26 protein-coding genes are annotated in these 22,472 nt (G+C 45.2%); 13 read left to right on the forward strand and 13 right to left on the reverse strand.

What is annotated here, in order from left to right:
- Window positions 1-6: 6 nt before the first annotated feature.
- The 3 genes from ACO0KW_RS09105 to ACO0KW_RS09115 are packed head-to-tail and all read right to left on the reverse strand — an operon-like array spanning window position 7 to window position 2,375.
- Entirely contained in the window at window positions 7-1,071 is a 1,065-nt protein-coding gene (locus ACO0KW_RS09105) for a COX15/CtaA family protein (RefSeq protein WP_423052763.1), read from the reverse strand.
- A gap of 10 nt (window positions 1,072-1,081) precedes the next feature.
- Complete coding sequence (locus ACO0KW_RS09110; protein WP_423052764.1) at window positions 1,082-1,675, reverse strand: SCO family protein; 594 nt, start codon at window positions 1,673-1,675, stop codon at window positions 1,082-1,084.
- On the reverse strand, window positions 1,656-2,375 hold the full coding sequence (locus ACO0KW_RS09115) for an SURF1 family protein (protein WP_423052765.1): 720 nt from the start codon (window positions 2,373-2,375) through the stop codon (window positions 1,656-1,658). The genes ACO0KW_RS09110 and ACO0KW_RS09115 overlap by 20 nt, the downstream gene beginning before the upstream one ends.
- Window positions 2,376-2,407: 32 nt before the next feature.
- Here ACO0KW_RS09115 and ACO0KW_RS09120 point away from each other — a divergent pair, with 32 nt between their 5' ends.
- Complete coding sequence (locus tag ACO0KW_RS09120) at window positions 2,408-2,608, forward strand: twin transmembrane helix small protein (RefSeq protein WP_423052766.1); 201 nt, start codon at window positions 2,408-2,410, stop codon at window positions 2,606-2,608.
- Window positions 2,609-2,685: 77 nt separating this feature from the next.
- On the opposite strand, the gene ACO0KW_RS09125 is transcribed toward ACO0KW_RS09120, so the two are convergent.
- From ACO0KW_RS09125 to ACO0KW_RS09155, 7 genes are all read right to left on the reverse strand, one after another.
- Entirely contained in the window at window positions 2,686-3,546 is an 861-nt protein-coding gene (locus tag ACO0KW_RS09125; protein ID WP_423052767.1) for a cytochrome c oxidase subunit 3, read from the reverse strand.
- A gap of 48 nt (window positions 3,547-3,594) precedes the next feature.
- Window positions 3,595-3,810 (reverse strand): DUF2970 domain-containing protein, encoded by a 216-nt coding sequence (locus ACO0KW_RS09130; protein ID WP_423052768.1) that lies wholly within the window; start codon window positions 3,808-3,810, stop codon window positions 3,595-3,597.
- Between the two features lie 12 nt (window positions 3,811-3,822).
- Window positions 3,823-4,410 carry a cytochrome c oxidase assembly protein gene (locus tag ACO0KW_RS09135; protein ID WP_423053455.1) on the reverse strand — a complete coding sequence of 196 codons (588 nt, stop codon included), beginning with the start codon at window positions 4,408-4,410 and terminating at the stop codon, window positions 3,823-3,825.
- Window positions 4,411-4,466: 56 nt separating this feature from the next.
- The gene (locus ACO0KW_RS09140; RefSeq protein WP_222612416.1) at window positions 4,467-4,571 is read right to left on the reverse strand and encodes a cytochrome oxidase small assembly protein; all 105 of its coding nucleotides are present in this window, start codon (window positions 4,569-4,571) and stop codon (window positions 4,467-4,469) included.
- Window positions 4,572-4,612: 41 nt separating this feature from the next.
- Window positions 4,613-6,226, reverse strand: a complete 1,614-nt coding sequence (ctaD, locus tag ACO0KW_RS09145) for a cytochrome c oxidase subunit I (RefSeq protein WP_423052769.1) — start codon at window positions 6,224-6,226, stop codon at window positions 4,613-4,615.
- Between the two features lie 17 nt (window positions 6,227-6,243).
- Entirely contained in the window at window positions 6,244-7,434 is a 1,191-nt protein-coding gene (coxB, locus tag ACO0KW_RS09150; protein WP_423052770.1) for a cytochrome c oxidase subunit II, read from the reverse strand.
- Window positions 7,435-7,650: 216 nt separating this feature from the next.
- Window positions 7,651-8,562, reverse strand: coding sequence for a methyltransferase domain-containing protein (locus ACO0KW_RS09155; protein ID WP_423052771.1), 912 nt, complete (start codon window positions 8,560-8,562; stop codon window positions 7,651-7,653).
- A 263-nt stretch (window positions 8,563-8,825) separates the two neighbouring features.
- On the opposite strand from ACO0KW_RS09155, the gene ACO0KW_RS09160 reads away from it, so the two are divergent.
- A complete protein-coding gene (locus ACO0KW_RS09160; RefSeq protein WP_423052772.1) occupies window positions 8,826-9,437 on the forward strand; it encodes a ComF family protein in 612 nt (203 codons plus the stop codon).
- A 96-nt stretch (window positions 9,438-9,533) separates the two neighbouring features.
- A complete protein-coding gene (gene trmL / locus ACO0KW_RS09165; RefSeq protein WP_423052773.1) occupies window positions 9,534-10,004 on the forward strand; it encodes a tRNA (uridine(34)/cytosine(34)/5-carboxymethylaminomethyluridine(34)-2'-O)-methyltransferase TrmL in 471 nt (156 codons plus the stop codon).
- An 89-nt stretch (window positions 10,005-10,093) separates the two neighbouring features.
- Here the strand turns inward: trmL and ACO0KW_RS09170 are convergent, their stop codons facing one another.
- A complete protein-coding gene (locus ACO0KW_RS09170) occupies window positions 10,094-10,510 on the reverse strand; it encodes a response regulator (protein ID WP_423052774.1) in 417 nt (138 codons plus the stop codon).
- Between the two features lie 419 nt (window positions 10,511-10,929).
- Here ACO0KW_RS09170 and ACO0KW_RS09175 point away from each other — a divergent pair, with 419 nt between their 5' ends.
- From ACO0KW_RS09175 to ACO0KW_RS09215, 9 genes are all read left to right on the forward strand, one after another.
- The gene (locus tag ACO0KW_RS09175) at window positions 10,930-12,030 is read left to right on the forward strand and encodes a methyl-accepting chemotaxis protein (RefSeq protein ID WP_423052775.1); all 1,101 of its coding nucleotides are present in this window, start codon (window positions 10,930-10,932) and stop codon (window positions 12,028-12,030) included.
- A 41-nt stretch (window positions 12,031-12,071) separates the two neighbouring features.
- Window positions 12,072-12,440: a response regulator gene (locus ACO0KW_RS09180; protein WP_423052776.1), complete on the forward strand. Its 369-nt coding sequence runs from the start codon at window positions 12,072-12,074 to the stop codon at window positions 12,438-12,440.
- 15 nt (window positions 12,441-12,455) lie between these two features.
- Window positions 12,456-12,731 carry an STAS domain-containing protein gene (locus tag ACO0KW_RS09185; RefSeq protein WP_423052777.1) on the forward strand — a complete coding sequence of 92 codons (276 nt, stop codon included), beginning with the start codon at window positions 12,456-12,458 and terminating at the stop codon, window positions 12,729-12,731.
- Between the two features lie 32 nt (window positions 12,732-12,763).
- Window positions 12,764-14,971: a chemotaxis protein CheW gene (locus tag ACO0KW_RS09190; RefSeq protein ID WP_423052778.1), complete on the forward strand. Its 2,208-nt coding sequence runs from the start codon at window positions 12,764-12,766 to the stop codon at window positions 14,969-14,971.
- 172 nt (window positions 14,972-15,143) lie between these two features.
- Window positions 15,144-17,246: a methyl-accepting chemotaxis protein gene (locus ACO0KW_RS09195; protein WP_423052779.1), complete on the forward strand. Its 2,103-nt coding sequence runs from the start codon at window positions 15,144-15,146 to the stop codon at window positions 17,244-17,246.
- A gap of 9 nt (window positions 17,247-17,255) precedes the next feature.
- Window positions 17,256-17,831 (forward strand): chemotaxis protein CheW, encoded by a 576-nt coding sequence (locus ACO0KW_RS09200; RefSeq protein ID WP_423052780.1) that lies wholly within the window; start codon window positions 17,256-17,258, stop codon window positions 17,829-17,831.
- Window positions 17,821-18,654 carry a CheR family methyltransferase gene (locus ACO0KW_RS09205; protein WP_423052781.1) on the forward strand — a complete coding sequence of 278 codons (834 nt, stop codon included), beginning with the start codon at window positions 17,821-17,823 and terminating at the stop codon, window positions 18,652-18,654. The genes ACO0KW_RS09200 and ACO0KW_RS09205 overlap by 11 nt, the downstream gene beginning before the upstream one ends.
- 35 nt (window positions 18,655-18,689) lie before the next feature.
- Window positions 18,690-19,181 (forward strand): chemotaxis protein CheD, encoded by a 492-nt coding sequence (locus ACO0KW_RS09210; protein WP_423052782.1) that lies wholly within the window; start codon window positions 18,690-18,692, stop codon window positions 19,179-19,181.
- Window positions 19,181-20,269: a protein-glutamate methylesterase/protein-glutamine glutaminase gene (locus ACO0KW_RS09215; RefSeq protein ID WP_423052783.1), complete on the forward strand. Its 1,089-nt coding sequence runs from the start codon at window positions 19,181-19,183 to the stop codon at window positions 20,267-20,269. Before ACO0KW_RS09210 ends, ACO0KW_RS09215 begins: the two co-directional genes overlap by 1 nt.
- A gap of 75 nt (window positions 20,270-20,344) precedes the next feature.
- Here ACO0KW_RS09215 and ACO0KW_RS09220 read toward each other — a convergent pair whose 3' ends face one another.
- Together ACO0KW_RS09220 and rfaE2 are read right to left on the reverse strand one after the other, a co-directional pair.
- Window positions 20,345-21,103: an Hpt domain-containing protein gene (locus ACO0KW_RS09220; protein WP_423052784.1), complete on the reverse strand. Its 759-nt coding sequence runs from the start codon at window positions 21,101-21,103 to the stop codon at window positions 20,345-20,347.
- A gap of 127 nt (window positions 21,104-21,230) precedes the next feature.
- The gene (gene rfaE2, locus ACO0KW_RS09225; RefSeq protein ID WP_423053456.1) at window positions 21,231-21,707 is read right to left on the reverse strand and encodes a D-glycero-beta-D-manno-heptose 1-phosphate adenylyltransferase; all 477 of its coding nucleotides are present in this window, start codon (window positions 21,705-21,707) and stop codon (window positions 21,231-21,233) included.
- Window positions 21,708-21,895: 188 nt separating this feature from the next.
- Here rfaE2 and ACO0KW_RS09230 point away from each other — a divergent pair, with 188 nt between their 5' ends.
- The gene (locus ACO0KW_RS09230; RefSeq protein ID WP_423052785.1) at window positions 21,896-22,456 is read left to right on the forward strand and encodes a glutathione peroxidase; all 561 of its coding nucleotides are present in this window, start codon (window positions 21,896-21,898) and stop codon (window positions 22,454-22,456) included.
- The last annotated feature ends 16 nt before the right edge of the window (window positions 22,457-22,472 follow it).

A 22,472-nucleotide genomic window follows, 5' to 3' on the forward strand; every position in this document is an offset into this window, starting at 1 on the left:
ATGTGCTTAAGAAACTGGATCGGCGCTGGAGCGAACCCGATAGTTTAACATGCTCAGGATCAGCACGAGCATGGCAGCACCGGCGTTATGCAAAACGGCGATGGCCAAAGGCCAGGAAAAATAGATAGTGGCAACACCCGTCATGAACTGCATTAACAATACTGCAAATATCGCATTGCCCAATTGTTTCGTTTCTGCTTGCTGTCGACTCAGCCAAGCAACGCTAGCGAGTACTGCCAACACCAACCAAGCGAAACTACGATGCACCCAATGTATCGTGATCAACGCCGAAAACGGCAGGAAATCTCCGCTGCCAGTTCGTCCTAGTTCGCGCCATAAAGTGTAGGCATGTTCAAAATCAAGTTGTGGAACGATCTCGCCATTACACAAAGGATAATCATGACAAGCAAGCGCCGCGTAATTGGTACTAACCCAACCACCAAGTGCAATTTGCAGGGCTAGAATCAAAAATGCAAAAGGCAGGACGCGCACCAACAGTGTCGGAAATTTTACCGGAGCCAGTACTGCTTCACGTTGCCATGCCCACACTAACAAGGCCAGTATAGTCAGCGCCAGCATTAAGTGTATTGTCACGATAATGGGCTGCAATTTCATGGTGACGGTCCACTTCCCAAACGCACCCTGAATTCCCACTAGCACAAACAAGATGGTCGCTAGCCATGGGCTATGACGCATGGATTTACGTTTCCACCAAGCGAATCCCATCTGCAAAATAATTAGCACGCCAACACTCATTGCCAGATAGCGATGGATCATTTCTATCCACGCTTTGGCGACAGTCACTGGTCCAGTCGGCAGCAAAATTTCCGCAGCTTTGATCTCGCTGTGGGCTTGAAATGGATTGGCTTCGCCATAACAGCCTGGCCAATCCGGGCAACCGAGACCAGAATCCGTTAAGCGGGTAAAAGCACCGAAAATAATCAGATCAAATGTCAGAAACAAAGTAACCGCAATCAACTTACGGAACTTATTCTGTTCTTTGGAAATGAGTACCATCGCCAACGGAAACACCGCAAACAACAGTCCTATAATCGCAAGTTGAATCAGCATAATATTTGCCTCAACCTATCGCCGATGCTTTCAACAAACGGCTCAAATCCTTCTTCATTTTATTAGGATCCGCATCTTTCGGAAAACGCATCATCAGATTACCCAATGGGTCGATCAGATAAATGTGATCATATAAACTGGTCCCCGCCTCGGTAGGCAACCATTTTTCCAATTTCGCTTTATCCGCGCGCAGCAGATGCGTGCCCGCGATCCCAGGTTTAATTTGCTCAGCAACCTGTTGTTGATCCGAGATCAACCAGACACGTTCGATTCTGTCCATTTCTTTGCCTTGCACCAGGCGGAGCTGGCGCATTTCCAGCAGCTTGCGCTGACATGCGTCCGCACAGCTCGCATCGTCAATTTGCAGCATGACCCATTTGCCTTTGAACGTAGTCAACTCAGATGACTTGCCGTCTACGCTTTGAAGATTCAGACTAGGCATCGGGTAACTACGGGGATCTAATAGCGTTCCATAATTATTTTTTGCGCCCGGTTGAATCACATAATAAGTGAAGTATGAGGCAATCATAGGCGAGGCACAAACTGCCAAAACAGCGAATAACTTCCAGCGACCTGCTGCTTTTTTATTTTCTACTTTTTCCACGACGAATTCCTGTAACAACAAAAAAGATGGCTGCCATCAAGGCTAAGCCATACCATTGAAACGCATAGGCTCTATGCTTGTCTGCTCCTGCGGACGGTTGCGGCCAATCGCGAATCAAGCCATCACCACCATCCGAAGTTTGCTCAATAACTTTATCAGCAATCTTTAAACCACTTTGCTGACGCAGATCATCGAGCGACAAACCTTGCACGATAGCTCCTGCTTTTAGCTCTGGGGCTTTGCCTAACTGCATAGTACGATCCAGTTGATCACGCACTACGCCTTCAATTTCTACCGTAGTGTCATCTGTCAACAATAACGGTATTTTAGTGCGATCCGTAACATTACGTTGTAACCAGCCGCGCGCAATTAAAATCGCGTGTTCACTGTTTTGCAACTTGAAGGGCATCAATACGTAAAATCCAGCAACACCATACAAAGGACGATTATCTAAATAGATAGGCCAATTGCGTACAAATTGCCCTTTCAGTTTGACCTTGTGAAAGGCTTGTAGCTGGGAAAATTCAGCTGCGGTACGGATACTTACCGCGGGTTGACGCAGTTGAGCCTGTATCACAATAGCCAATGTCTCCTTTTCCAGTGCTCGTCTGGTCTGCCAATTACCCAGCAAGACCCCTACCACACATAATAAAGCTGTGACCACAAACGGTAAGATGCGAGTCAAAATCGACTTAAGCATTACAATAGCTCTTTTGCAGATAAGTGATTAACATGAAAATTCTGGTCGCCATTGCCTTCATCCTGATTTTTGTCAGCCTCGGTTCCGCCTTAGTCTATTTAATGAAGGACAAAGGCAAAAGTAATCGCACCGTTAAAGCTTTGGCTTTTCGCGTCGGCTTTTCTATCAGTCTGTTTATCCTGATTTTGGTCGCGAACCACTTCGGATTAATTCAACCGACTGGCATTCGTTAGACACGACATAAAGCATTTCACTGAATGAACAAAAAGCCGCACTGAGTGCGGCTTTTTGTTGAGGTCAATTCAGTCGATTACAGCCAATACACAACGACGTACAGACCCAACCATACTACGTCGACAAAGTGCCAGTACCAAGCAGCACCTTCAAATGCGAAATGGTGGTCGGCAGTGAAATGCCCCTTCATCAAACGATACAATACGACCGACAACATGATCGCACCCATGGTCACATGGAAGCCATGGAAACCTGTCAACATGAAGAAAGTAGAACCGTAAATACCGGATGTCAATTTCAGATTCAGTTCGCTATAGGCATGCATATATTCATAAACTTGGAAGCCCATGAAAACAGCGCCCAACAAAATGGTTGCAAATAACCAGAACGCTGTCTTAGCGCGATGACCTTCGCGCAAAGCGTGATGAGAAATTGTCAAAGTCACGCCAGAGGTCAACAACAATGCCGTATTGATGGTTGGAATTGGGAATGGGCCCATTGTTTTAAATGCCTCCACCGTACCAGCTGGACCAATATTACCCCACTGTGCAGCAAAATCAGGCCACAAAACTTTGTGATCCAAGTCAGCCAACCAAGGCATGGTAATACTACGTGCGTAAAACAATGCACCGAAAAATGCACCGAAAAACATCACCTCAGAAAAAATGAACCAGCTCATACTCCAACGGAAGGAAGTGTCGATACGAGCACTGTATTTGCCGCCTTCAGATTCAGCGATTGCATCACCAAACCATTTATACAAAACTACCAATGTCAGGAAAATACCTGCAAAATTCAAATAGGCACCCCAAGTTGCGCCATTCACCCATGCGGATGCGCCGAGCATAGTCAGCAATAAGGTAGTGCCACCTAAGACTGGCCACTGTGAAGGACCTGGCACGAAATAGTAAGGTGCACTAGCGTTGTGAGAACTCATTTCCATCTCCCGATACAATTTTTTAAATTCAGTTGACAACTAATTTCTTTATTTTGCTACGACGTTTTTAACAATCACTATCAAGACAGTAATAAAAATTGCCGCGCCTATCAAACCCGCAATAATCACATGAACAGGATTCAATTGCGCAGCATCTTTTTCATAAGCACTTCTTTTACGTATTCCCAAGAACGACCACAACACCGCTTTCATTGTTGCCAAAAACGATGCCTTGCGTTTTGTTGCTTGCTTTAAGTCGTCCATTTTTACCAATCTTTATGGTCCAGTTTTACTTGCCTCAGGCTTTAAGCCAACTTCAAAAAAAGTGTAAGACAAAGTGATAGTCTTCACATCTTTTGGCAATGCAGGATCAATAAAAAAAGATACGGGCATTTGACGCGCTTCATTTGCTTCTAAAGTCTGTTGCTTAAAACAAAAACATTCCATCTTCTTGAAAAATGCCGCAGCCTGCTGTGGCGCATAGCTTGGAATCGCTTGCGCATCCATTTTATAGGATTGCTTATTCACGACTTCATAAACTACTTGTGCCATTTCACCTGGATGCACTTGCATGCTCGCTACAATTGGGCGAAACCGCCATGGCCCTTGTGTATTCGCATCAAATTCAACAGTCACTAAACGACTTTTATCAATCTGTGAATTCACCACAGCATCTGCAGAAATATCTTTCGGCGTCAAAACATTGATGCCCGTGATTTCACAAATCTGCTTATACAGCGGAATCAAAGCATATCCAAAACCAAACATCATGACCGCTATTACCAGTAACTTCTTTAACATCAAGAAATTCAGTTTTTTATTCTCGGTCTGTTCTACGCCATCTGACTGACTATTTTGCTGCATTACTGCTTGCTTTGTTTCCTGCTTTAGTTCATCCGACATGGTAATCCGATTCAGCCTTAACGAAACAAAGTTTGCTTAACAAAGATGCCAATGAAAAACACCAGCACGACGGAAGCCAAAATTAATGCTGTAGTGAGATTACTTTTCTTTTGGTTTTTCATTTTTGCGCAACCCCGGCTTGCACCGGGGTCAATCTCAGTATTTATTTAATGACAGGCGGCTCTTCAAACGTATGGAATGGTGCTGGACTTGGTACTGTCCACTCCAAACCTTCCGCGCCATCCCATGGTTTTGCTTCCGCTGGCTTACCACCTTTAATCGATGGAATGACCACGAACAACATGAAATACACTTGCATCAAGCCAAAACCAAAAGCACCTACTGAAGCGATCATATTGAAATCTGCAAACTGTGCTGGGTAGTCTGCATAACGACGTGGCATACCCGCTAAACCCAAGAAATGCATAGGGAAGAAAGTCACGTTGAAGAAAATCAAAGATAACCAAAAATGGATCTTACCGCGAGTTTCGTTGTACATGAAACCTGTCCATTTTGGTCCCCAGTAGTAGTAACCGGCGAACAAAGCAAACAAAGAACCCGCGACCAATACATAGTGGAAGTGAGCAACCACGTAGTAAGTATCCTGCAATTGAATATCAATTGGTGTCACTGCCAAAATCAGTCCTGTGAAACCACCCATGGTAAATACGAAGATGAAACCGACCGCGAATAACATCGGCGTCTCGAAAGTCATCGAACCTTTCCACATCGTAGCAATCCAGTTAAACACTTTCACGCCAGTCGGAATAGAAATCAACATCGTTGCGTACATGAAGAACAACTGTGCCGTTACTGGCATACCCGTTGTGAACATATGATGCGCCCACACGATGAAAGACAAAATCGCGATAGAAGCAGTTGCATACACCATGGAGGCATAACCAAACAAAGGCTTACGTGCAAATGCTGGAATGATTTGAGAAACAATACCGAAGGCTGGCAAAATCATGATGTACACCTCTGGATGTCCGAAGAACCAGAAAATGTGTTGGTACATGACTGGATCACCACCACCAGCGGCATTAAAGAAAGAGGTACCGAAATGACGGTCTGTCAAAGTCATCGTAATCGCACCTGCTAACACTGGCATAACAGCGATCAACAAGTAAGCCGTAATCAACCATGTCCAGCAAAACATCGGCATCTTCATCAACGTCATGCCTGGAGCGCGCATATTCAAGATCGTTGTAATGATGTTGATCGAACCCATGATGGAAGAAGCACCCATGATATGCACAGCGAAAATCGCCATATCCATACCAGGACCCATTTGTGTCGATAACGGAGCGTACAAAGTCCAACCCGCTGCAGTCGCGCCGCCTGGCACCCAGAACGATGCCATCAACAATATTGCCGCAGGTGGCATTAACCAGAATGAAAAGTTATTCATACGGGCGAACGCCATATCGGACGCACCGATTTGCAGTGGAATCATCCAGTTAGCGAAACCAACAAACGCCGGCATAATCGCACCAAACACCATCACCAAACCGTGCATGGTGGTCAACTGATTAAAGAACTCTGGTTGCATCAATTGCAAACCTGGTTGAAACAATTCACTACGAATCAACAAAGCCATTACACCACCGGCCATTAACATCGTGAATGCAAACCACAGATACAAGTTACCGATATCTTTGTGGTTAGTCGCGTACAAATAACGACGCCAGCCGTGCGGATGATCGTGGTGATCATGCGCGTGGTCATCATGACCATGTGAGTGATCGTGTGCGTGATCAGCTACTGTATTACTCATCTCTATCTCCTGTTCAATTACTTACGCGCAGCCACAACTTCGGCTGGCTGGACGATATTTTCTGCGGACTTATTCGACCAGCTATTACGGGTATAAGTAATCACCGCTGCAATTTCTGTATCTGACAAAGTAGCTTTCCATGCTGGCATGCCACGAATACCGTTCAGCAAGATATCCACTTGAGCTGCTTTAGGACCGGTAACTACCGCAGAGCCGTCCAACGCTGGGAACGCGCCAGGAACACCCTTACCAGTAGCCTGATGACAAGCTACGCAATTGGCAGCGTAGACACTTTCACCACGTTGCTTCAATTCATCAACTGTCCAGACTTTGCTTGGATCATCCGCTTTCGCAGCCATTTCTTTTTTCTTGCCATCGACCCATGCAGTGTAATCCGCATCGGAAACAACGCGTACGACGATAGGCATGAAAGCATGTTCCTTACCGCATAACTCAACGCACTGACCGCGATAAGTACCGATTTTTTCGGCCTTGAACCATGTGTCGCGAACGAAACCTGGGATCGCATCTTGTTTCACGCCGAAAGCTGGTACAGTCCAGCCGTGGATGACGTCATTTGCGGTTGTGATGATACGAACTTTCTTGTTAACTGGAACGACAACTTCGTTATCAACTTCCAACAAGTAGTTCACACCGCGTGCTTCACTCGGCGGCAAACCTGGTGCACCGACTTGGGTACGTGGCGTTGACAGAGTAGACAAGAAAGAAATGCCTTCACCTTCGCCTTTGAGGTAATCGTAACCCCATTTCCATTGCATACCGGTCGCCTTGATCGTGATGTCGGCATTGGAAGTATCTTTCATTGCCACCACTGTTTTAGTCGCAGGCAATGCCATACCGATAACGATAAAGAAAGGCACGATAGTCCACAGAATCTCTACCGTTGTACTTTCGTGGAAAGTAGCTGGCTTATGACCCAAAGACTTGCGATGTTTCAAAATGGAATAAAACATCACGCCGAATACTGCGACAAAAATTGCCAAGCAGATATACAGCATGAGGTTATGAATGGAGTAGATTTGCTCCGCGATTTGTGTCACGGGTGTTTGCAGGTTTAACTGCTTGACGGCAGGACCACCTGGGCTATCTTTAATGGCCCAAGCTGGCATCCCAGCAGCCAAAAGCGAAGCACCGAGCACCAAAGAGGCGCCAAGCGTTCTCGACTTTAATCGCATAGCATGTTTCATGATTTCCCCAAAAACCTATTAGAATTTTCAACAGAAGTTGCCATAAAATTACGCTGACAACTTCCACAACTGCGAGAGTATAAAGCGTAAAGCTGAGCTATATCAAGAAGAAATCATGGTACATCTGTGTAAAATCATATTGACAGGCAAGATTTTTGCTAGCGAAATTTGCCACGCAAGCTTCTGTTTGATCATAAAAAATATTCAAAAACTTAATTATTTTTTAGGGAGATCGAAACGAATAATGGATTCCCCGCTGGCAAGTTTTGTCGGCACCGGTTTGAATGCATGTCCGAAAACAACTTCTATCGTTAAAGGGATGCGTCCATCGGATTCACGCTTTTGCTCTAAGTTCGAGAGCAAACGAGTAAATGCGGCTTTCCCCAGCAAAGTCTGGCGTCGATTCGCCAAAGGGTTTCCCCCCAGTGCGCGGACATCTTTGAGTAATTGGCGGGGATCCTGATATCGCAGGGTGATTCTTTCCACGTCCATCACAGGAGTGGCAAAACCGGCTGCGACCAGCATATCGCCAAAATCATGCATATCGACGAAAGGCAAAGTATGTGGATAAGTATCAACCAAGGCAAACGCTTGCTTCAATTCGATAAAGGTATCCGGCCCAAAACTGGAAAACATCACGATGCCGTTACGCGCTAACACCCGGAACCATTCACCTAGAACTTGATCCGGTTGCGGATGCCAATGCAAGGCCAAATTCGACCACAAGACATCAATGCTATTGGGTGCCAAAGGCAAGACCGCAAAGTCACCACACAGCAAACTCACCGCCGCGGAGTTAGCCGAATTTAAATGAAAAAGGCGTTGAAATAGTGCGTTAAGTGAGCTTTTTTGTTGAACCTCAAAGAATTCGGACTGCATCAATGCTTGCTGCGAAGCATCAATTCCCATGATCGATTTTGCAAAGGGGAAACGTACATTCAGACGCGATAAATCTGCCCCATCGCCGCAACCAGCATCGACAATGTGCTTCGCATCGATTTTTATTAGTGCCAACTTTTCCGCCATTCTGTCAGCGATTTCGCGACGCAAGAACTGTGATTCCTGCAGGCGAGTTGGCGTTGCAAACAAACGACGTACTAAAGGTAAATGAATAGGGGCACTTTGCATAGTTTCAAAAAATACTTTTCAAGTTTACACTTAGGGATTAAGGCGCTAGGAATAATTAAATTTTGGCAGGAGTTTAACCGCTCAACTTGCGATTTGCCGGATTTTGGAAAATTTATCGGTTTAACGCCTGTTGACCTATCATCGAAGAAAGCACCTACCAAGCAATGCGCACTCTACTCCAGCACCTGCTACCTGACTATTGCGCACTCTGCAAAATGCAGTCGACAGCCAACATTTGTAACGGGTGTCAGCAAGATTACCTGATGGATCCTTTTCATCGCTGCCTACAGTGCGCTTTGCCGCTGCCAACCGACATGGATAAACGTTGTGGCACCTGCCTGAAAGAGACTCCCTATTTCGACACCACGCTAGTGGCGATCCAATATGAAGCTCCCGTTGACAGTCTGGTGCTGGGACTGAAATTTGGTGCGAAGTTGAGCTACGCCGAAATCATTGCGCAACAACTTGCAGATGCCATTTTACGTCAAAGCAAACTCCGCTCGGCACTACCAAACCTACTTTGTCCGGTGCCACTTAGCCGAGGGCGGCTAGTCAATCGTGGCTTCAATCAAGCATTAGAAATCAGTCGGCCTTTAAGCCGACGATTGGGCGTCCCACTCCAAGCAGATTTGCTATGGCGAATCAAAGAAACTTTGCAGCAAAGTAGTTTACATCCCGACGCGCGACACAAAAATATCCAAGGGGCATTCACTGTCAATCCAAGATGGTATCCAGCCATTGATGGTCAACATGTCGCGGTCATCGATGATGTAATGACGACTGGCACCACATTAAATGAAATCGCACAAACGCTAAAACGCCATGGCGCGGCGCGTGTATCGAATCTTGTTTTTGCCCGAACTAACCGGCATTGAGAAGACCAATTGCACCAAATATTGCCAATGGATTCGAGGATAGATGTGGAAGTTTGCGCTATCATGCAAAACTCAGTGTAACTTCAAGGAATCGCTTTGTTTAACGTCGTTTTAGTCGAACCGGAAATCCCACCCAATACCGGTAATATTATTCGCCTATGCGCGAACGCGGGCGTGCAACTTCATTTGATCGAGCCACTAGGCTTTCCTTTAGAAGACAGTAAATTAAAACGCGCGGGGCTCGATTATCACGAGTACGCAAAAATGAAAGTACACAAGAATTGGGAGGCATTTATTCACAGCGAACAACCGCCCGCAGAACGTTTGTTCGCCATGACTACTCACGGCTCATCGACTTTTTCCAGCATCGCGTTTCAACCGGGGGATTACTTTGTCTTCGGTGCAGAAACACGCGGTTTGGCAACCGCATTGCGCGAATCATTTCCACTCAATCAGCGGATTCGACTTCCTATGCGGCCGGATAATCGCAGTTTAAATCTTTCAAATACGGTCGCCATTGTCGTATATGAAGCTTGGCGCCAAAATGAATTTGCAGGAGGCATCTAATTAGATGCGAAAACAATCAAATCATTAATGTCTTTGACTAAGAAATTGTGATTTTGATTGTAATTCATCTCAATTTTCTTCAAAAAATATTAAGTTTTACGTTTCACTATTGCCGACTCACTTACAGTAAAAGCAATGCGAGCCTCATTTAGGGTCTCAATAATACTTTCGGTATTAAAAGGTTTTAGAATAAATCCGCTAGCACCTCTTTGCATCGCTTCTTGAACAATCGCCGTTTCCTCTGCGCTCGACACCATCAACACCATAGGTTGGTGTCGCTGAGACTTAATTCGCAACAGAGCCTCTAAGCCATTTAATTTTGGCATGATTACGTCAAGCAAAACAATATCTGGTTTTAATCGCGAGCACATTTCAACCCCAGCCTCACCATCAGCAGCCTCGCCGACCACGTTAAATTTTTGACCTCGCAAAATAATTTTCAAAAGAGAACGTGTCATATCGTAATCATCAACAATCAATACGTTCAGTGCAGCTTGTTCTGTCATTTACATCACCTATTTGATTTCACAAAAAAACAACTAGCGCAATTAGTGCTTTCTAACTAACAATTTCGTATCAATATCAAAGCCAAAATGACGAAAATTTGACCTGGGTTAAGTTTGTTCGCCAAATGGGAATCATAATAGTTCAGTTCGCTAAGTTCATAAGATATTTGCACCATCTTACGTGTAAAAAAATCCGCCTAACCACAAATGTAAAAAAATGTGTCGCCAAGGCAACGTTTCATTAGCATAGAATACAATACATGATACCTTTCACGAATTAATACAAAGTACACCAAGTATCTATCCTTCACAAACGCTAAAAAAATGTTTCAAAGTCAGGTCTAAAAAAATTTGGGATCTACAAAATGAGTAACACTTTTGGCTTCAATAAATCGAGTACTCCAAGTTCTAGGACCTCTTTGAATCTACCGATCGCCACATTGCTATTGTTTTTCGCGTTGATTCCGATTTATGTCAAACCGGAACTGCTTACATTCATTTCTACATTCGGCGTGATGGTCGTGGCGTATATCTGGCGCCAATCGAAACCCGTCGAAAGCGCAGAAACTGATATCGAACAAGATACCGACGGCTTAGAAATTACCAACGAAACAGTTCTTTTCCAATCCGTTCTTCCTGTTTGGCGCAACCATGTGTTGTCGGTAAAAGATCAAACTGAATCATCCGTTGGGCAGCTCATTGAAAGTTTCAGTTCAATTATTGAGCAATTTGATGCAGCCGGATTTGTCTCTCAAGACGGCAAAAATGATTCCTCTAGCCATACTGCAACCATGTATCTGCTAAAGATATGCCAAGATGAATTACAACCTGTCATTGCTCATCTGGAAACGATGATTCAAAACAAAAATAATCTAATGGACACGATTAATCATCTTGCCACCTCAACTGCAGCGTTAAAGGATATGGCAGATAGTGTTACGACTATCGCAGCACAAACAAATTTACTCGCAATTAATGCTTCCATTGAAGCAGCTCGCGCCGGAGTACACGGGCGTGGTTTTGCAGTAGTTGCTGCGGAGGTGAGACGCTTATCTATGATATCCGCAGATACTGGAAAAACCATCACGATGAGGGCCAGTGAAATAGGCAGTGCAGTCAAAGAAACCTTGCATGTAGCGCAAAAGGCTAATGAACAAGATAAAGCAATTCTGTTACGTTCTGGTAACGTTGTAAAAGCAGTTTTAGGCCACGTTCAAAATTTAGGTGACGCGGCAACTTTGATGCGCAGTCAAGGTGAAGTCATTCGACATGAAGTAGAGAACTTATTGGTGACCTTGCAGTACCAAGATCGTGCAAGTCAGATTCTGAACGTACTCGACCGCGATATCACCAAGTTTTTAGATGTGATTGAGCAGAATACAGTGTTCCCATCAGCAGATATATGGCTCAGCGATCTAGAAAAATACTACACGATGAATGATCAGTTCATGAATCACACTCAGTCAAAATCCAGTAACAAACCAGTAGCGCCAACCGAATCCGATATCACTTTCTTTTAAGCTTTTGTGGTAACAAGCACCGATAATAAATGGGGTAAAACATGTCAAAAACAGTAATGGTTGTTGATGATTCCGCTTCCGTCAGACAAGTCGTCGGACTTGCACTTCGTGGAGCGGGCTACACTGTCATCGAGGGTGTCGATGGGCAGGATGCATTGAGCAAATTAAAAGGACAAAAGGTTCACCTCATCATCTCAGACGTCAATATGCCAGTCATGGATGGCATCGCGTTTGTGCAGGAAGTGAAGAAACTTCCGATGTATAAATTTACACCCATCATCATGCTGACGACTGAGTCGCAAGAAGGGAAGAAATTACAAGGTCAAGCAGCGGGTGCAAAGGCTTGGGTTGTCAAACCATTTCAGCCAGCACAGATGCTTGCAGCCGTTTCCAAATTGATTTTACCTTAGAGGCGACCCGTGAATGTGCATACTATTTCTGGCGAACTGACGATTTACACTGCAGCCCAAGAAAAGCAGCAATTACAAGAATTTCTTGAGTCAGCTGATGAATTAGAACTTAATCTGTCACAAGTATCAGAAATGGATAGCGCTGGTTTACAAGTTCTGATCTTGATGAAACAAGAAGCAGCTCGTCGTCAAAAAAGATTGCATTACTCCATGCATAGCAAAGCCGTGTTGGAAGTCTTGGAAATGAGCAATATGACAGCGGCTTTTGGTGACCAGGTCATCCTTACCTGAATTAACACGAGTTCAAACGCGGAAGGACAGGTATGAGTTTTGAAGACGAAATGAAAGCGGCACTTGACACTTTTATCATTGAAAGCCGCGAATTACTGCAAGATATGGAAGATGGTCTGCTGGGATTGGAACATGATGCCAACCCTAGCGATGCTATCGGCGCAATTTTTAGAGCTGCCCATACGATTAAAGGCTCCGCTGGTTTGTTCGGCCTTGAGCATATCGTTCATTTCACGCATGTCGTTGAAAGCCTGTTAGACATGTTACGAAATGAGGAGATTCCCATTTCTTCTGCGCTGGTTGCCGTCCTACTTCCCTGCCGCGACCATATTAGCGGCCTGATTGATGGAATCGCTGCAGGCAATATGGATGAAACAATCGAACAAAAAGCTGCTGGCGACGTTTTACATCAACAATTACATAGTTTGATGCGTGGAGAATCACCCGATTTACGTTCCGAGGTTATTCCACATGACAACGAACATCACGCACATTCATCGGGCGGCGGTGTCGTGGATTCAGGAAACTGGTACCTCTCTTTGCGCTTTGGTCAAGATTGTTTGCGTAATGGTATGGATCCACTCTCTTTCATACGTTATCTCAGCACCTTGGGCGACGTCATTCATCTGATTACGATCACCGACAATATCCCGCACATCGATCAAATGGATGCCGAGACATGCTATTTAGGATTTGAAGTTGTCCTCAAAAGTAGCGCCACAAAAGAAGCGATTGAAAATGTATTTGAATTTGTGCGCGAAGACAGTGTGATTCGTATCGTCCCGCCGCGCAGCAAAATTGATGAGTATATCGATATCATTAATAATCTTCCCGATGATGACGAATTATTGGGTGAAATTCTGATAAAGAGTGGTGTACTCACGAAGCATGAGTTGGACGAATGCCTGAACTTGCAGCAGAGACGTCAACACCAAACTCAAAGCGCAACGAATGAGGCGCCGATTGGCGAAATTTTAGTTAAACAAGAAATGTTGCAAGAGCCGATTCTGAATGCGGCGCTACAAAAGCAACAGCAAGTCAAAGACACCAAGGCTAGAGAGAAACAAAACATTCGAGTAGATGCCGAGCGCCTCGATAAGCTGATTGATCTGGTAGGCGAGTTGGTCATCGCCGGCGCCGGCGCCAACCTACGCGCAAGCAAATCAAGTGACATTGCCTTACTCGAAGCGACCAGTGAAATCATGCGCCTAGTCGAAGAAGTTCGTGACAGTGCCTTACAGTTGCGCATGGTCCCTATCGGTACCACGTTCAGTCGTTTTCAGCGCGTCGTGCGTGATGTGAGTATCGAGCTGGGCAAAGATATAGTGCTCGAAATTTCTGGTGGAGACACTGAAGTTGATAAGTCAGTCGTGGACAAAATTGGCGACCCGCTCATGCACTTAGTACGCAACTCCATGGACCATGGTATTGAATCAGCCGCAGTCAGACTTGCACGAGGCAAGCCTGCACAAGGTACTTTACGATTGAACGCGTACCACGAGTCAGGCAGTATCGTGATTGAAGTCAGCGATGATGGTGGCGGATTACATCGCGATAAAATTCTTGCGAAAGCCATAGAAAAAGGCTTGGTCACACCAGGTACGCCATTAAGCGATAAGGAAATTTATGCGTTGATTTTTGAACCGGGATTTTCCACCGCAGATCAGATTTCGAATCTCTCCGGTCGTGGGGTCGGAATGGATGTGGTTAAGAAAAATGTGACCTCGCTGCGAGGTAGTATAGAAATCGACAGTGAAGTTGGGGTCGGTGCCACAATGCGTATCCGGATGCCGCTAACCTTGGCGATCATAGATGGCTTCCTAGTGGGTGTTGGCAAGTCTTCTTTCGTGATTCCACTAGATCAAGTAGTCGAGTGTGTAGAGCTACCGAAAGAATGTGAAGAGCGCGATTACATGGATCTGCGTGGTGAAGTGCTTCCCTTCATTCGCTTACGTAAAATGTTCGAGATTGAAGGCGCAGAACCACGCCGTCAAAATGTGGTGATCATCAGTAGCGGCACCAACAAAACTGGTCTGGTCGTTGATCGTCTGATGGGTGAATTTCAAACAGTGATTAAGCCTTTAGGGAAATTATTTGGTCATCTCCAAGGAATTGGTGGGTCTACTATTTTAGGCAGTGGTGAAGTCGCCTTGATATTAAGTGTAGCAAGCATGACGCAACATTATTCAAGGATGGAGCAGAAAAGATTGCTAGGTACTACACAAAGTACTAATAGATAAAAAAGATAGTGTTCTCCAAACTGCTAGATATGGCGCAATTTGATACAAGCATTATTTCAAGGTTGATTAACCGCTTACTATCCGCTTAATTCATTGGCTTGTAGAACACCGACTATGAATATAAAAAAACGAAGTTCGTTACACACGATTACGCTATATAAGGAGATATGAAATGAATCAAGTCAAGACATCTTGGATTTCGAAACTGGTCAGTGGTGCCCAGCTTGAAGCACAAGCCGCGGAGTTGGCGTCATTACAAAAACAGGTCGCCGAATTATCACAAGAACTGAAAGTTCGTTCGGACATTATGGACCTCACCAGCATCGTCTCATTTTCAGATCTCAAAGGTGATATCGTCACCGTCAACGAGAAATTCATTGAGGTATCAAAGTATAACCGATCCGAATTGATAGGAAGGCCGCACAACACCACCCGTCATCCTGACATGCCCAAAGAAACTTTTAAGCAAGTATGGTCTACCATCGGGCGCGGCGGAACATTTCGTGGGGTAATTAAGAATCGTGCCAAAGACGGCACACCTTATTATGTCGATGCGGTCATTGCGCCATTTTTAGGTGAAAACGGAAAACCGACAAAGTACCTTGGCGTGCGCTATGACATCACAGTACAAGAGCTCGAACGTCAAAATGCCAAGGGTGTGTTAGATGCGATTGATGAATCCTATGGCTATATTGAATTTGATCTTGGCGGCAACATCTTACATGCAAACAAGAATTTTTTAGCACTGTTGGAATACCATTTTGATGAAATCAAGGGTAGACACCATCGTATGTTTGTTGATCCGTCCCAAGCAAATCTGCCAGAGTATGCGCAATTTTGGGCCGACCTCAACGCAGGGAAGGCACAAAAGAATGTCTTCAAGCGGATTACCAAATCACGTAAAGAGATTTGGATACAGGCAGTATATGCACCGGTCAAAGATGAAATGGGCCGAATTTTCAAAATCGTAAAAATTGCCACTGATGTTACTGAACAAGTTAACGCAGCAGACATGCTCAAGGAAGCCGTCGAGCAAGCACAGAAAGTCACTTCCGCCGCAAAAGATGGTGATTTGAGTCAGAGGATTCCTCTAGAGGGAAAAACCGGACCTATTTACGCTTTATGTTCCGGCGTCAACTCCTTGATGGAAACAACCTCAATCATCTTCGACGACGTGAGTCGTGTACTCGAATCATTTGCAGAAGGTGACTTATCCCAACGTATTACGCGCGAATACTCGGGCATGTTTGAAGAAGTAAAACAGAACGCCAATTCCGCCAGTGAGAAACTGACACAAACCATCGAAGACATTGCACGCATATTTGGTGGATTGGCAACAGGCGATGTCGGGCAACGCATCACACGCGACGCACCAGGAATGTTTAATCAAGTCAAAGACGATGCCAACACTGCCTGCGAAAAACTCGCAACGATCGTAGGTGAGGTACGCAATGCGACCGATGCTTTATCGAATGCGTCAGAACAAGTCAGCGCCACGTCACAAGCTTTATCACAAGCTGCAAGTGAGCAGGCAGCAAGCGTTGAAGAAACTAGCGCCAGCATAGAACAAATGGCAGCCGGTATTAATCAAAACGCGGAAAATGCCAAAGTCACTGATGGCATCGCAGGCAAAGCATCCAAAGAAGCGATCGAAGGTGGTGACGCGGTCAAACTGACTGTCTCAGCCATGAAAGAGATCGCTTCAAAAATAGGCATCATTGATGACATTGCATACCAAACCAACATGCTGGCGCTGAATGCCGCAATTGAGGCTGCACGTGCAGGCGAACATGGCAAAGGCTTTGCGGTGGTGGCTGCTGAGGTGCGAAAATTAGCGGAGCGCAGTCAGATCGCGGCCAAAGAGATTGGTGACCTCGCCAGCGGCAGTGTCAAAACTGCTGAACGGGCCGGCGATTTAATTGATGAAATTGTGCCTGGTATTGGCCGCACTTCGGATCTGGTACAGGAAATTGCGGCAGCATCACAAGAACAATCCGCAGGCGTTGGACAGATCAACACCGCGATGAATCAAATGAATCAGATCACGCAACAAAATGCCTCGTCAAGTGAAGAATTGGCGGCAACGGCGGAAGAAATGACAAGTCAGGCGGAGCAATTATTGGACCTCGTGAGCTTCTTCCAAATCGGTCAAAACAATCGTACAGTTTCTTCCAACCCGACGTACGAACGGAATGCCACACGTGCGACCCCCAAACGCATCAAACAAAATTTCAACTCCAACAGCGTTGATGAATCGAAGTTCGAAAGGTTTTAGGGGACTGATATGAATGCGATCAGCAAAACCAATAACAAACACGCTGTAAATCCCGATAAGGACAAGCTATCGTCCGATTCCGGGCAGTTTCTCACCTTTGCACTAGGCGGCGAAACTTTTGCGCTCGGCATATTAAATATCAAAGAAATTATTCAATATGGCGATCTGACTGAAGTACCCATGATGCCTAATTTTATTCGTGGCGTGATCAATCTGCGCGGACGCGTCGTGCCGGTCGTTGATCTGACCGCCCGTTTTAATCGCGGTACAACCAGCATCTCACGTCGTACTAGTATCGTGATCATAGAAATGGAACAAAGTAATCAGTTTGAAGCGCAAAGCATAGGAATCGTCGTAGATGCCGTCAACGAGGTAATTGAAATTCCCACTACCGACATCGAACCGCCACCTTCTTTTGGGGCAAAAATTCGTCCCGACTTTATCAGTGGAATGGCAAAGAAAGACGGTCGATTTATTATTGTGCTCAATCTGAATCAGGTATTATCAATTGATGAAATGTTGGCGCTCGGTCAATCTGTTGACCAGCCGCTCGCGCTTTCAGCAGAGACGGAACATGAACAATAAGGCATTTCGATCTAGTCTCCCTGTCACTCTGGAAAGGCACGAATTTGAGTGGATATCGCGCTTCTTATATGAGCGCACAGGTATTGCACTCAATGATGGAAAACAAGCTTTGGTAATGGGAAGACTGGATAAGCGCCTAAGAAGTCGGCACCTCAATTCCTACAGCGACTACTTTGCCTTACTTGGACGCCCCGGCTATGAGGATGAAACCACAGTCGCAATCGATCTACTCACAACAAATGAAACGTATTTTTTTCGGGAACCAAAACACTTCGAATTTTTACAAAAAAGAATTTACCCCGAATTTAAACTTAAGCGTCATTTCCGCGTGTGGAGCGCGGCGAGTTCCAGTGGTGAGGAAGCGTACACAATAGCCATGACACTAGCAGAAACGTTTGCCAACATTGATTGGGAAGTGATCGGTACAGATATTTCAACACGAGTGGTAGAGAAAGCTCGACGAGGCCTTTATCCAATGCTAGCCGCTGATAAAATCCCCAAAAATTACTTAAAAAAATATTGTTTAAAAGGCTGTGACGAATTCGAGGATTTCTTTTTGATCGATCCACTCATTCGACAACGCGTTCAATTTGGCATTGCTAACTTAATTGAACCTTTACCGAATTTGGGAATGTTCGAGGTGATTTTCTTAAGAAATGTGATGATTTATTTTGACAAGGAGACAAAGAAAAAATTGGTCGAAAAAATTAGTGAGAAATTATGCCCTGGTGGCTATTTCATCATTAGTCACTCTGAGACGCTCAATGGACTTGATTCTCCACTAAAGTTAGTTGCGCCTTCAATTTACCAAAAACCGGTATGAACATTTACTATTCATTATGAGCCGCCTTAAAATTTATGAATGAACCGGGTTTTTACATCGATATTTTTTTACAGCCGGGTGATTTCTATTTTGGCGATAGAGAGACTCGCATTCGAACCATCTTAGGATCATGTGTTTCTATCACTATGTGGCATCCAAAAAAACACATAGGTGGCATGTGTCACTATATGCTACCCAAAAATAAACGGGGTGGACATCACAACGCCTTAGATGGAAAATACGCGGAAGATGTCATGCATCTTTTTTTACATGAAATAAAAAAGGCACATACGCTTGCGCATGATTATGAAGTCAAAATTTTCGGTGGCGGAAACCAATTTCCTGGACAAGACAGACGCGTATTTTCAGTCTCAGAACAGAATGTCGAAATCGGCAGAAAGCTGCTAGCGCAGTACGGTTTCAAAATCAAATCAGAACACCTTGGCGGTAATGGTCACCGCAGTATTAAATTTGATTTATGGTCAGGCGACGTCTGGGTCAAACACGTTGATAAAATTATCGAATAATGAATTCAAAAATTAAAGTCATGCTGGTCGATGATTCTGCGGTGGTAAGACAGGTGTTAACTGCATTGTTAAGCAAAGACAGTGGAATAGAAGTGATCGCGTCAGCGCCCGATCCTATCTTTGCGATGGACAAGATGAATGCCAATTGGCCCGATGTGATCGTGCTTGATGTTGAAATGCCGCGCATGGATGGGATTACCTTCCTAAAGCAAATTATGTCGATACGACCAACACCGGTCATCATTTGTTCGACATTAACTGAAAAAGGTGCAGCCACCTCTATGCAAGCTTTAGCTGCGGGTGCGGTAGCCATAGTGACGAAACCAAAAGCTGGCTTAAAGAGTTTTCTCGAAGTCGATGCAGGCGATATCGTACAAGCGGTGAAAGCTGCGGCATCCGCCAATCTGCGCTCAATTCGTAATTTGACTGCGCAAGTACTCACCCCAGCGGCGAAACTGAAAATCGATGAAGTAATGCCAGCGCTCGACGCCAATTTCGCCAGCGCTATGGCAGTCACAACCGACAAACTGGTGGCAATAGGAACCTCCACCGGTGGCACGCAGGCACTCGAAGTTGTACTGACCAAATTATCCAGAACGGCTCCGGGCATAGTGATCGTTCAACACATGCCTGAAAAATTTACTGAAGCCTTCGCAGATCGTCTCAATCGGATTTGTGCCTTGGAAGTACTGGAAGCGAAAAATGGCGATCGTGTGATTCCTGGGCGCGCTCTAGTGGCTCCCGGTGGTCGTCACATGCAAGTCAAACGCAGCGGTGCACAATACCATGTGGAAATTTTGGATGCCCCTCCAGTCAATCGGCATCGTCCCTCGGTCGATGTATTATTCCGCTCAGTAGCGAAATGTGCGGGTAGAAATTCTCTGGGAATTATCATGACAGGCATGGGAGACGATGGTGCTCTAGGTATGCGTGATATGCATGATGCAGGAGCCGAGACCATCGCCCAAGATGAAAAGACTTGCGTGGTTTACGGCATGCCTAAAGAGGCCGTCAAACTTGGTGCCGTCGACAAAATCGTCCCGTTAGACACGATTTCAGGCTTAATAGAGAATTACGGAAAAAGGTAGCGATACTACTCTCAGCAATTTATTCTTGTAAGATGTTGTTTAACATAAGGTCTGCTGCCATGACAACACTACAGTTCATCGCTGACGATCTGACATCAGTTTGCTAATACAACTCCGGAAGTTGTTTTTCAGATCAGCGTTTTTCTTCAAGATAAAATCTGGACAAACTTCCTCATCAAGATGGTCCGAGGTTGTGAGTAACACGGTACACGCCTTAGCGTGGCGACCACCGGATTTTTGTACTGCGCTAATGAGCGCAATGCCATTCAAACGTCGCAATTCTAAAGCGGAGACTAAGACATCAAAGGGTTCAGATAGCATTCGTCCCAATGCCAAATAACCATCTTGCAAAACCTCTACCCGAAATCCTGAAGCCACTAGTATCCCCCGTAGAATACCAATCACTACTTCTGATGATTCAACGATCAATGCAGAATACTCTGTTTGTGAAGCAGATTGACGTACTTGATGTAATGCAGACTTTAATTCCGCACTAGGTTCTAAGCCCCCCGTGTAACTAAAACAAGCTTTGCGCATCAAATCGATATAATTTAAAGCTGTCGCACTGAAATCCAACAAACCTTGCGGCTGTTCGATTAAATGACTTAATGAGTCCTCAAGTGGATGGCAAATATCGCTGATAAAACTCATTCCATAGGTGCCGCCACTACCCTTCAAACTGTGCACCTGTCGATACAGCTCTTGGCAAGACTCCAACTGAAAACCTGTGTGCTCCAAGTGCAATACGATTTGCTCTATGTCATCAATATGACCCGGTAAATCGCGCAAATAATTGTCGCGCAATACCGCTAGCATTGCCTGTACCTTGTCCATGGAAGCCTTATCGGGTGGAGATCAAATAAGCTGATAATAAAAATACGGTTGCATAGAGGCCTTACTATTCACCACATGACTTTAACGAAAATGCAGCTCCGATGATGTGAACGAATGCAAAATATGCTCAAATCTGACGCATTTTCTGCAAGGTCTTCGTGGTAGATCTATCGTGTTCAAACTGAACCGCTCGTACTTGGCCACCATACGCCAGCACAGCCTGACCTTCTGGGATGCTATTCATATCGTAATCGCCCCCTTTGACATAAATATCGGGTCGCGCCAAGGTCACCGTCTCCAATGCTGTATCTTCAGAAAATGCAACGACCAGATCAACCGACGCGAGTGCGGCAAGCACGGCCATACGATCGGTACAAGTGTTGATCGGCCGATCGGCACCTTTACCCAAACGCTTAACCGAATCGTCAGTATTGACTGCGACAATCAAAGAGGCACCTAAAGCTTTCGCCTGTGCTAAATAGGTAACATGCCCGCGATGCAATAAGTCAAAAACGCCATTCGTCAATACGACCGGATGTGGCAAGTCTTTGAGTCTTGTCACCAATTGATCGCTTTCACACAGTTTGGATTCGAAATCTGGCATAACAACGCAGTCACTTTCAAGTAAATTAGCAGACATCACAGCGACGCTGCCAAAACCATTACACCGCACACTTTAACGTGCAGCGACAAAATCAGCAACTGGCAGCAGACCAGAAGGAATTACGCTAAGATAGGCCGCTAGTTCCTATTTTAAAAAAAGGATCTCAAACCCCATCAGAAGGAATTGTCATGTCTTTATTTTCTAAATTTGTTACCCTCGCCGCCCTACTCGGTTGTTTTACACTTGATGCGAGCGCACAAACTGATACCTGTCCGGAAGTCTTACAGCATAGTTTCAATCGTCTACAAGACGATGCGCCCCAAAATCTGTGCCAATACAAAGGTAAAGTCAGCTTAATCGTCAATACGGCGAGCTATTGCGGCTTCACAAAACAGTATGAAGGTTTAGAAGCCTTATATGCGAAATACAAAGATCGTGGGTTGGTCGTATTAGGTTTTCCATCCAATGACTTTGGCAAACAAGAACCTGGCACGAGTAAAGAAATTGCGGACTTTTGCTTTAATACCTATGGTGTAAAGTTTCCGATGTTTGCCAAGTCTTCGGTGCAAGGCGATGCAGTCAATCCGTTTTACGCACAGTTAATCAAGGCTACCAACACGACTCCGAAATGGAACTTTTATAAGTACTTGATCGATCGTAATGGCAAGGTGTTAAGTGCCTACGCCAGCACGACGACACCAGACAACAAAGGCCTGGTGGCTGCCATAGAAAAAGCCCTCGGCAATTAGAAAATCAAGTCGATCA

Source organism: Undibacterium sp. Ji22W (assembly GCF_049340305.1).
Classification (GTDB): domain Bacteria; phylum Pseudomonadota; class Gammaproteobacteria; order Burkholderiales; family Burkholderiaceae_D; genus Undibacterium.

What these genes read in the sequence shown, in the direction of transcription:
- ACO0KW_RS09105 (WP_423052763.1), bottom strand. Translation starts at nt 1,071, where the DNA reads ATGCTGATTCAACTTGCGATTATAGGACTGTTGTTTGCGGTGTTTCCG.
- ACO0KW_RS09115 (WP_423052765.1), bottom strand. Translation starts at nt 2,375, where the DNA reads ATGCTTAAGTCGATTTTGACTCGCATCTTACCGTTTGTGGTCACAGCT.
- ACO0KW_RS09120 (WP_423052766.1), top strand. Translation starts at nt 2,408, where the DNA reads ATGAAAATTCTGGTCGCCATTGCCTTCATCCTGATTTTTGTCAGCCTC.
- ACO0KW_RS09125 (WP_423052767.1), bottom strand. Translation starts at nt 3,546, where the DNA reads ATGAGTTCTCACAACGCTAGTGCACCTTACTATTTCGTGCCAGGTCCT.
- ACO0KW_RS09130 (WP_423052768.1), bottom strand. Translation starts at nt 3,810, where the DNA reads ATGGACGACTTAAAGCAAGCAACAAAACGCAAGGCATCGTTTTTGGCA.
- ACO0KW_RS09135 (WP_423053455.1), bottom strand. Translation starts at nt 4,410, where the DNA reads ATGCAGCAAAATAGTCAGTCAGATGGCGTAGAACAGACCGAGAATAAA.
- ACO0KW_RS09140 (WP_222612416.1), bottom strand. Translation starts at nt 4,571, where the DNA reads ATGAAAAACCAAAAGAAAAGTAATCTCACTACAGCATTAATTTTGGCT.
- ctaD (WP_423052769.1), bottom strand. Translation starts at nt 6,226, where the DNA reads ATGAGTAATACAGTAGCTGATCACGCACACGATCACTCACATGGTCAT.
- coxB (WP_423052770.1), bottom strand. Translation starts at nt 7,434, where the DNA reads ATGAAACATGCTATGCGATTAAAGTCGAGAACGCTTGGCGCCTCTTTG.
- ACO0KW_RS09155 (WP_423052771.1), bottom strand. Translation starts at nt 8,562, where the DNA reads ATGCAAAGTGCCCCTATTCATTTACCTTTAGTACGTCGTTTGTTTGCA.
- ACO0KW_RS09160 (WP_423052772.1), top strand. Translation starts at nt 8,826, where the DNA reads ATGGATCCTTTTCATCGCTGCCTACAGTGCGCTTTGCCGCTGCCAACC.
- ACO0KW_RS09170 (WP_423052774.1), bottom strand. Translation starts at nt 10,510, where the DNA reads ATGACAGAACAAGCTGCACTGAACGTATTGATTGTTGATGATTACGAT.
- ACO0KW_RS09180 (WP_423052776.1), top strand. Translation starts at nt 12,072, where the DNA reads ATGTCAAAAACAGTAATGGTTGTTGATGATTCCGCTTCCGTCAGACAA.
- ACO0KW_RS09190 (WP_423052778.1), top strand. Translation starts at nt 12,764, where the DNA reads ATGAGTTTTGAAGACGAAATGAAAGCGGCACTTGACACTTTTATCATT.
- ACO0KW_RS09195 (WP_423052779.1), top strand. Translation starts at nt 15,144, where the DNA reads ATGAATCAAGTCAAGACATCTTGGATTTCGAAACTGGTCAGTGGTGCC.
- ACO0KW_RS09200 (WP_423052780.1), top strand. Translation starts at nt 17,256, where the DNA reads ATGAATGCGATCAGCAAAACCAATAACAAACACGCTGTAAATCCCGAT.
- ACO0KW_RS09205 (WP_423052781.1), top strand. Translation starts at nt 17,821, where the DNA reads ATGAACAATAAGGCATTTCGATCTAGTCTCCCTGTCACTCTGGAAAGG.
- ACO0KW_RS09210 (WP_423052782.1), top strand. Translation starts at nt 18,690, where the DNA reads ATGAATGAACCGGGTTTTTACATCGATATTTTTTTACAGCCGGGTGAT.
- ACO0KW_RS09215 (WP_423052783.1), top strand. Translation starts at nt 19,181, where the DNA reads ATGAATTCAAAAATTAAAGTCATGCTGGTCGATGATTCTGCGGTGGTA.
- ACO0KW_RS09220 (WP_423052784.1), bottom strand. Translation starts at nt 21,103, where the DNA reads ATGGACAAGGTACAGGCAATGCTAGCGGTATTGCGCGACAATTATTTG.
- rfaE2 (WP_423053456.1), bottom strand. Translation starts at nt 21,707, where the DNA reads ATGCCAGATTTCGAATCCAAACTGTGTGAAAGCGATCAATTGGTGACA.
- ACO0KW_RS09230 (WP_423052785.1), top strand. Translation starts at nt 21,896, where the DNA reads ATGTCTTTATTTTCTAAATTTGTTACCCTCGCCGCCCTACTCGGTTGT.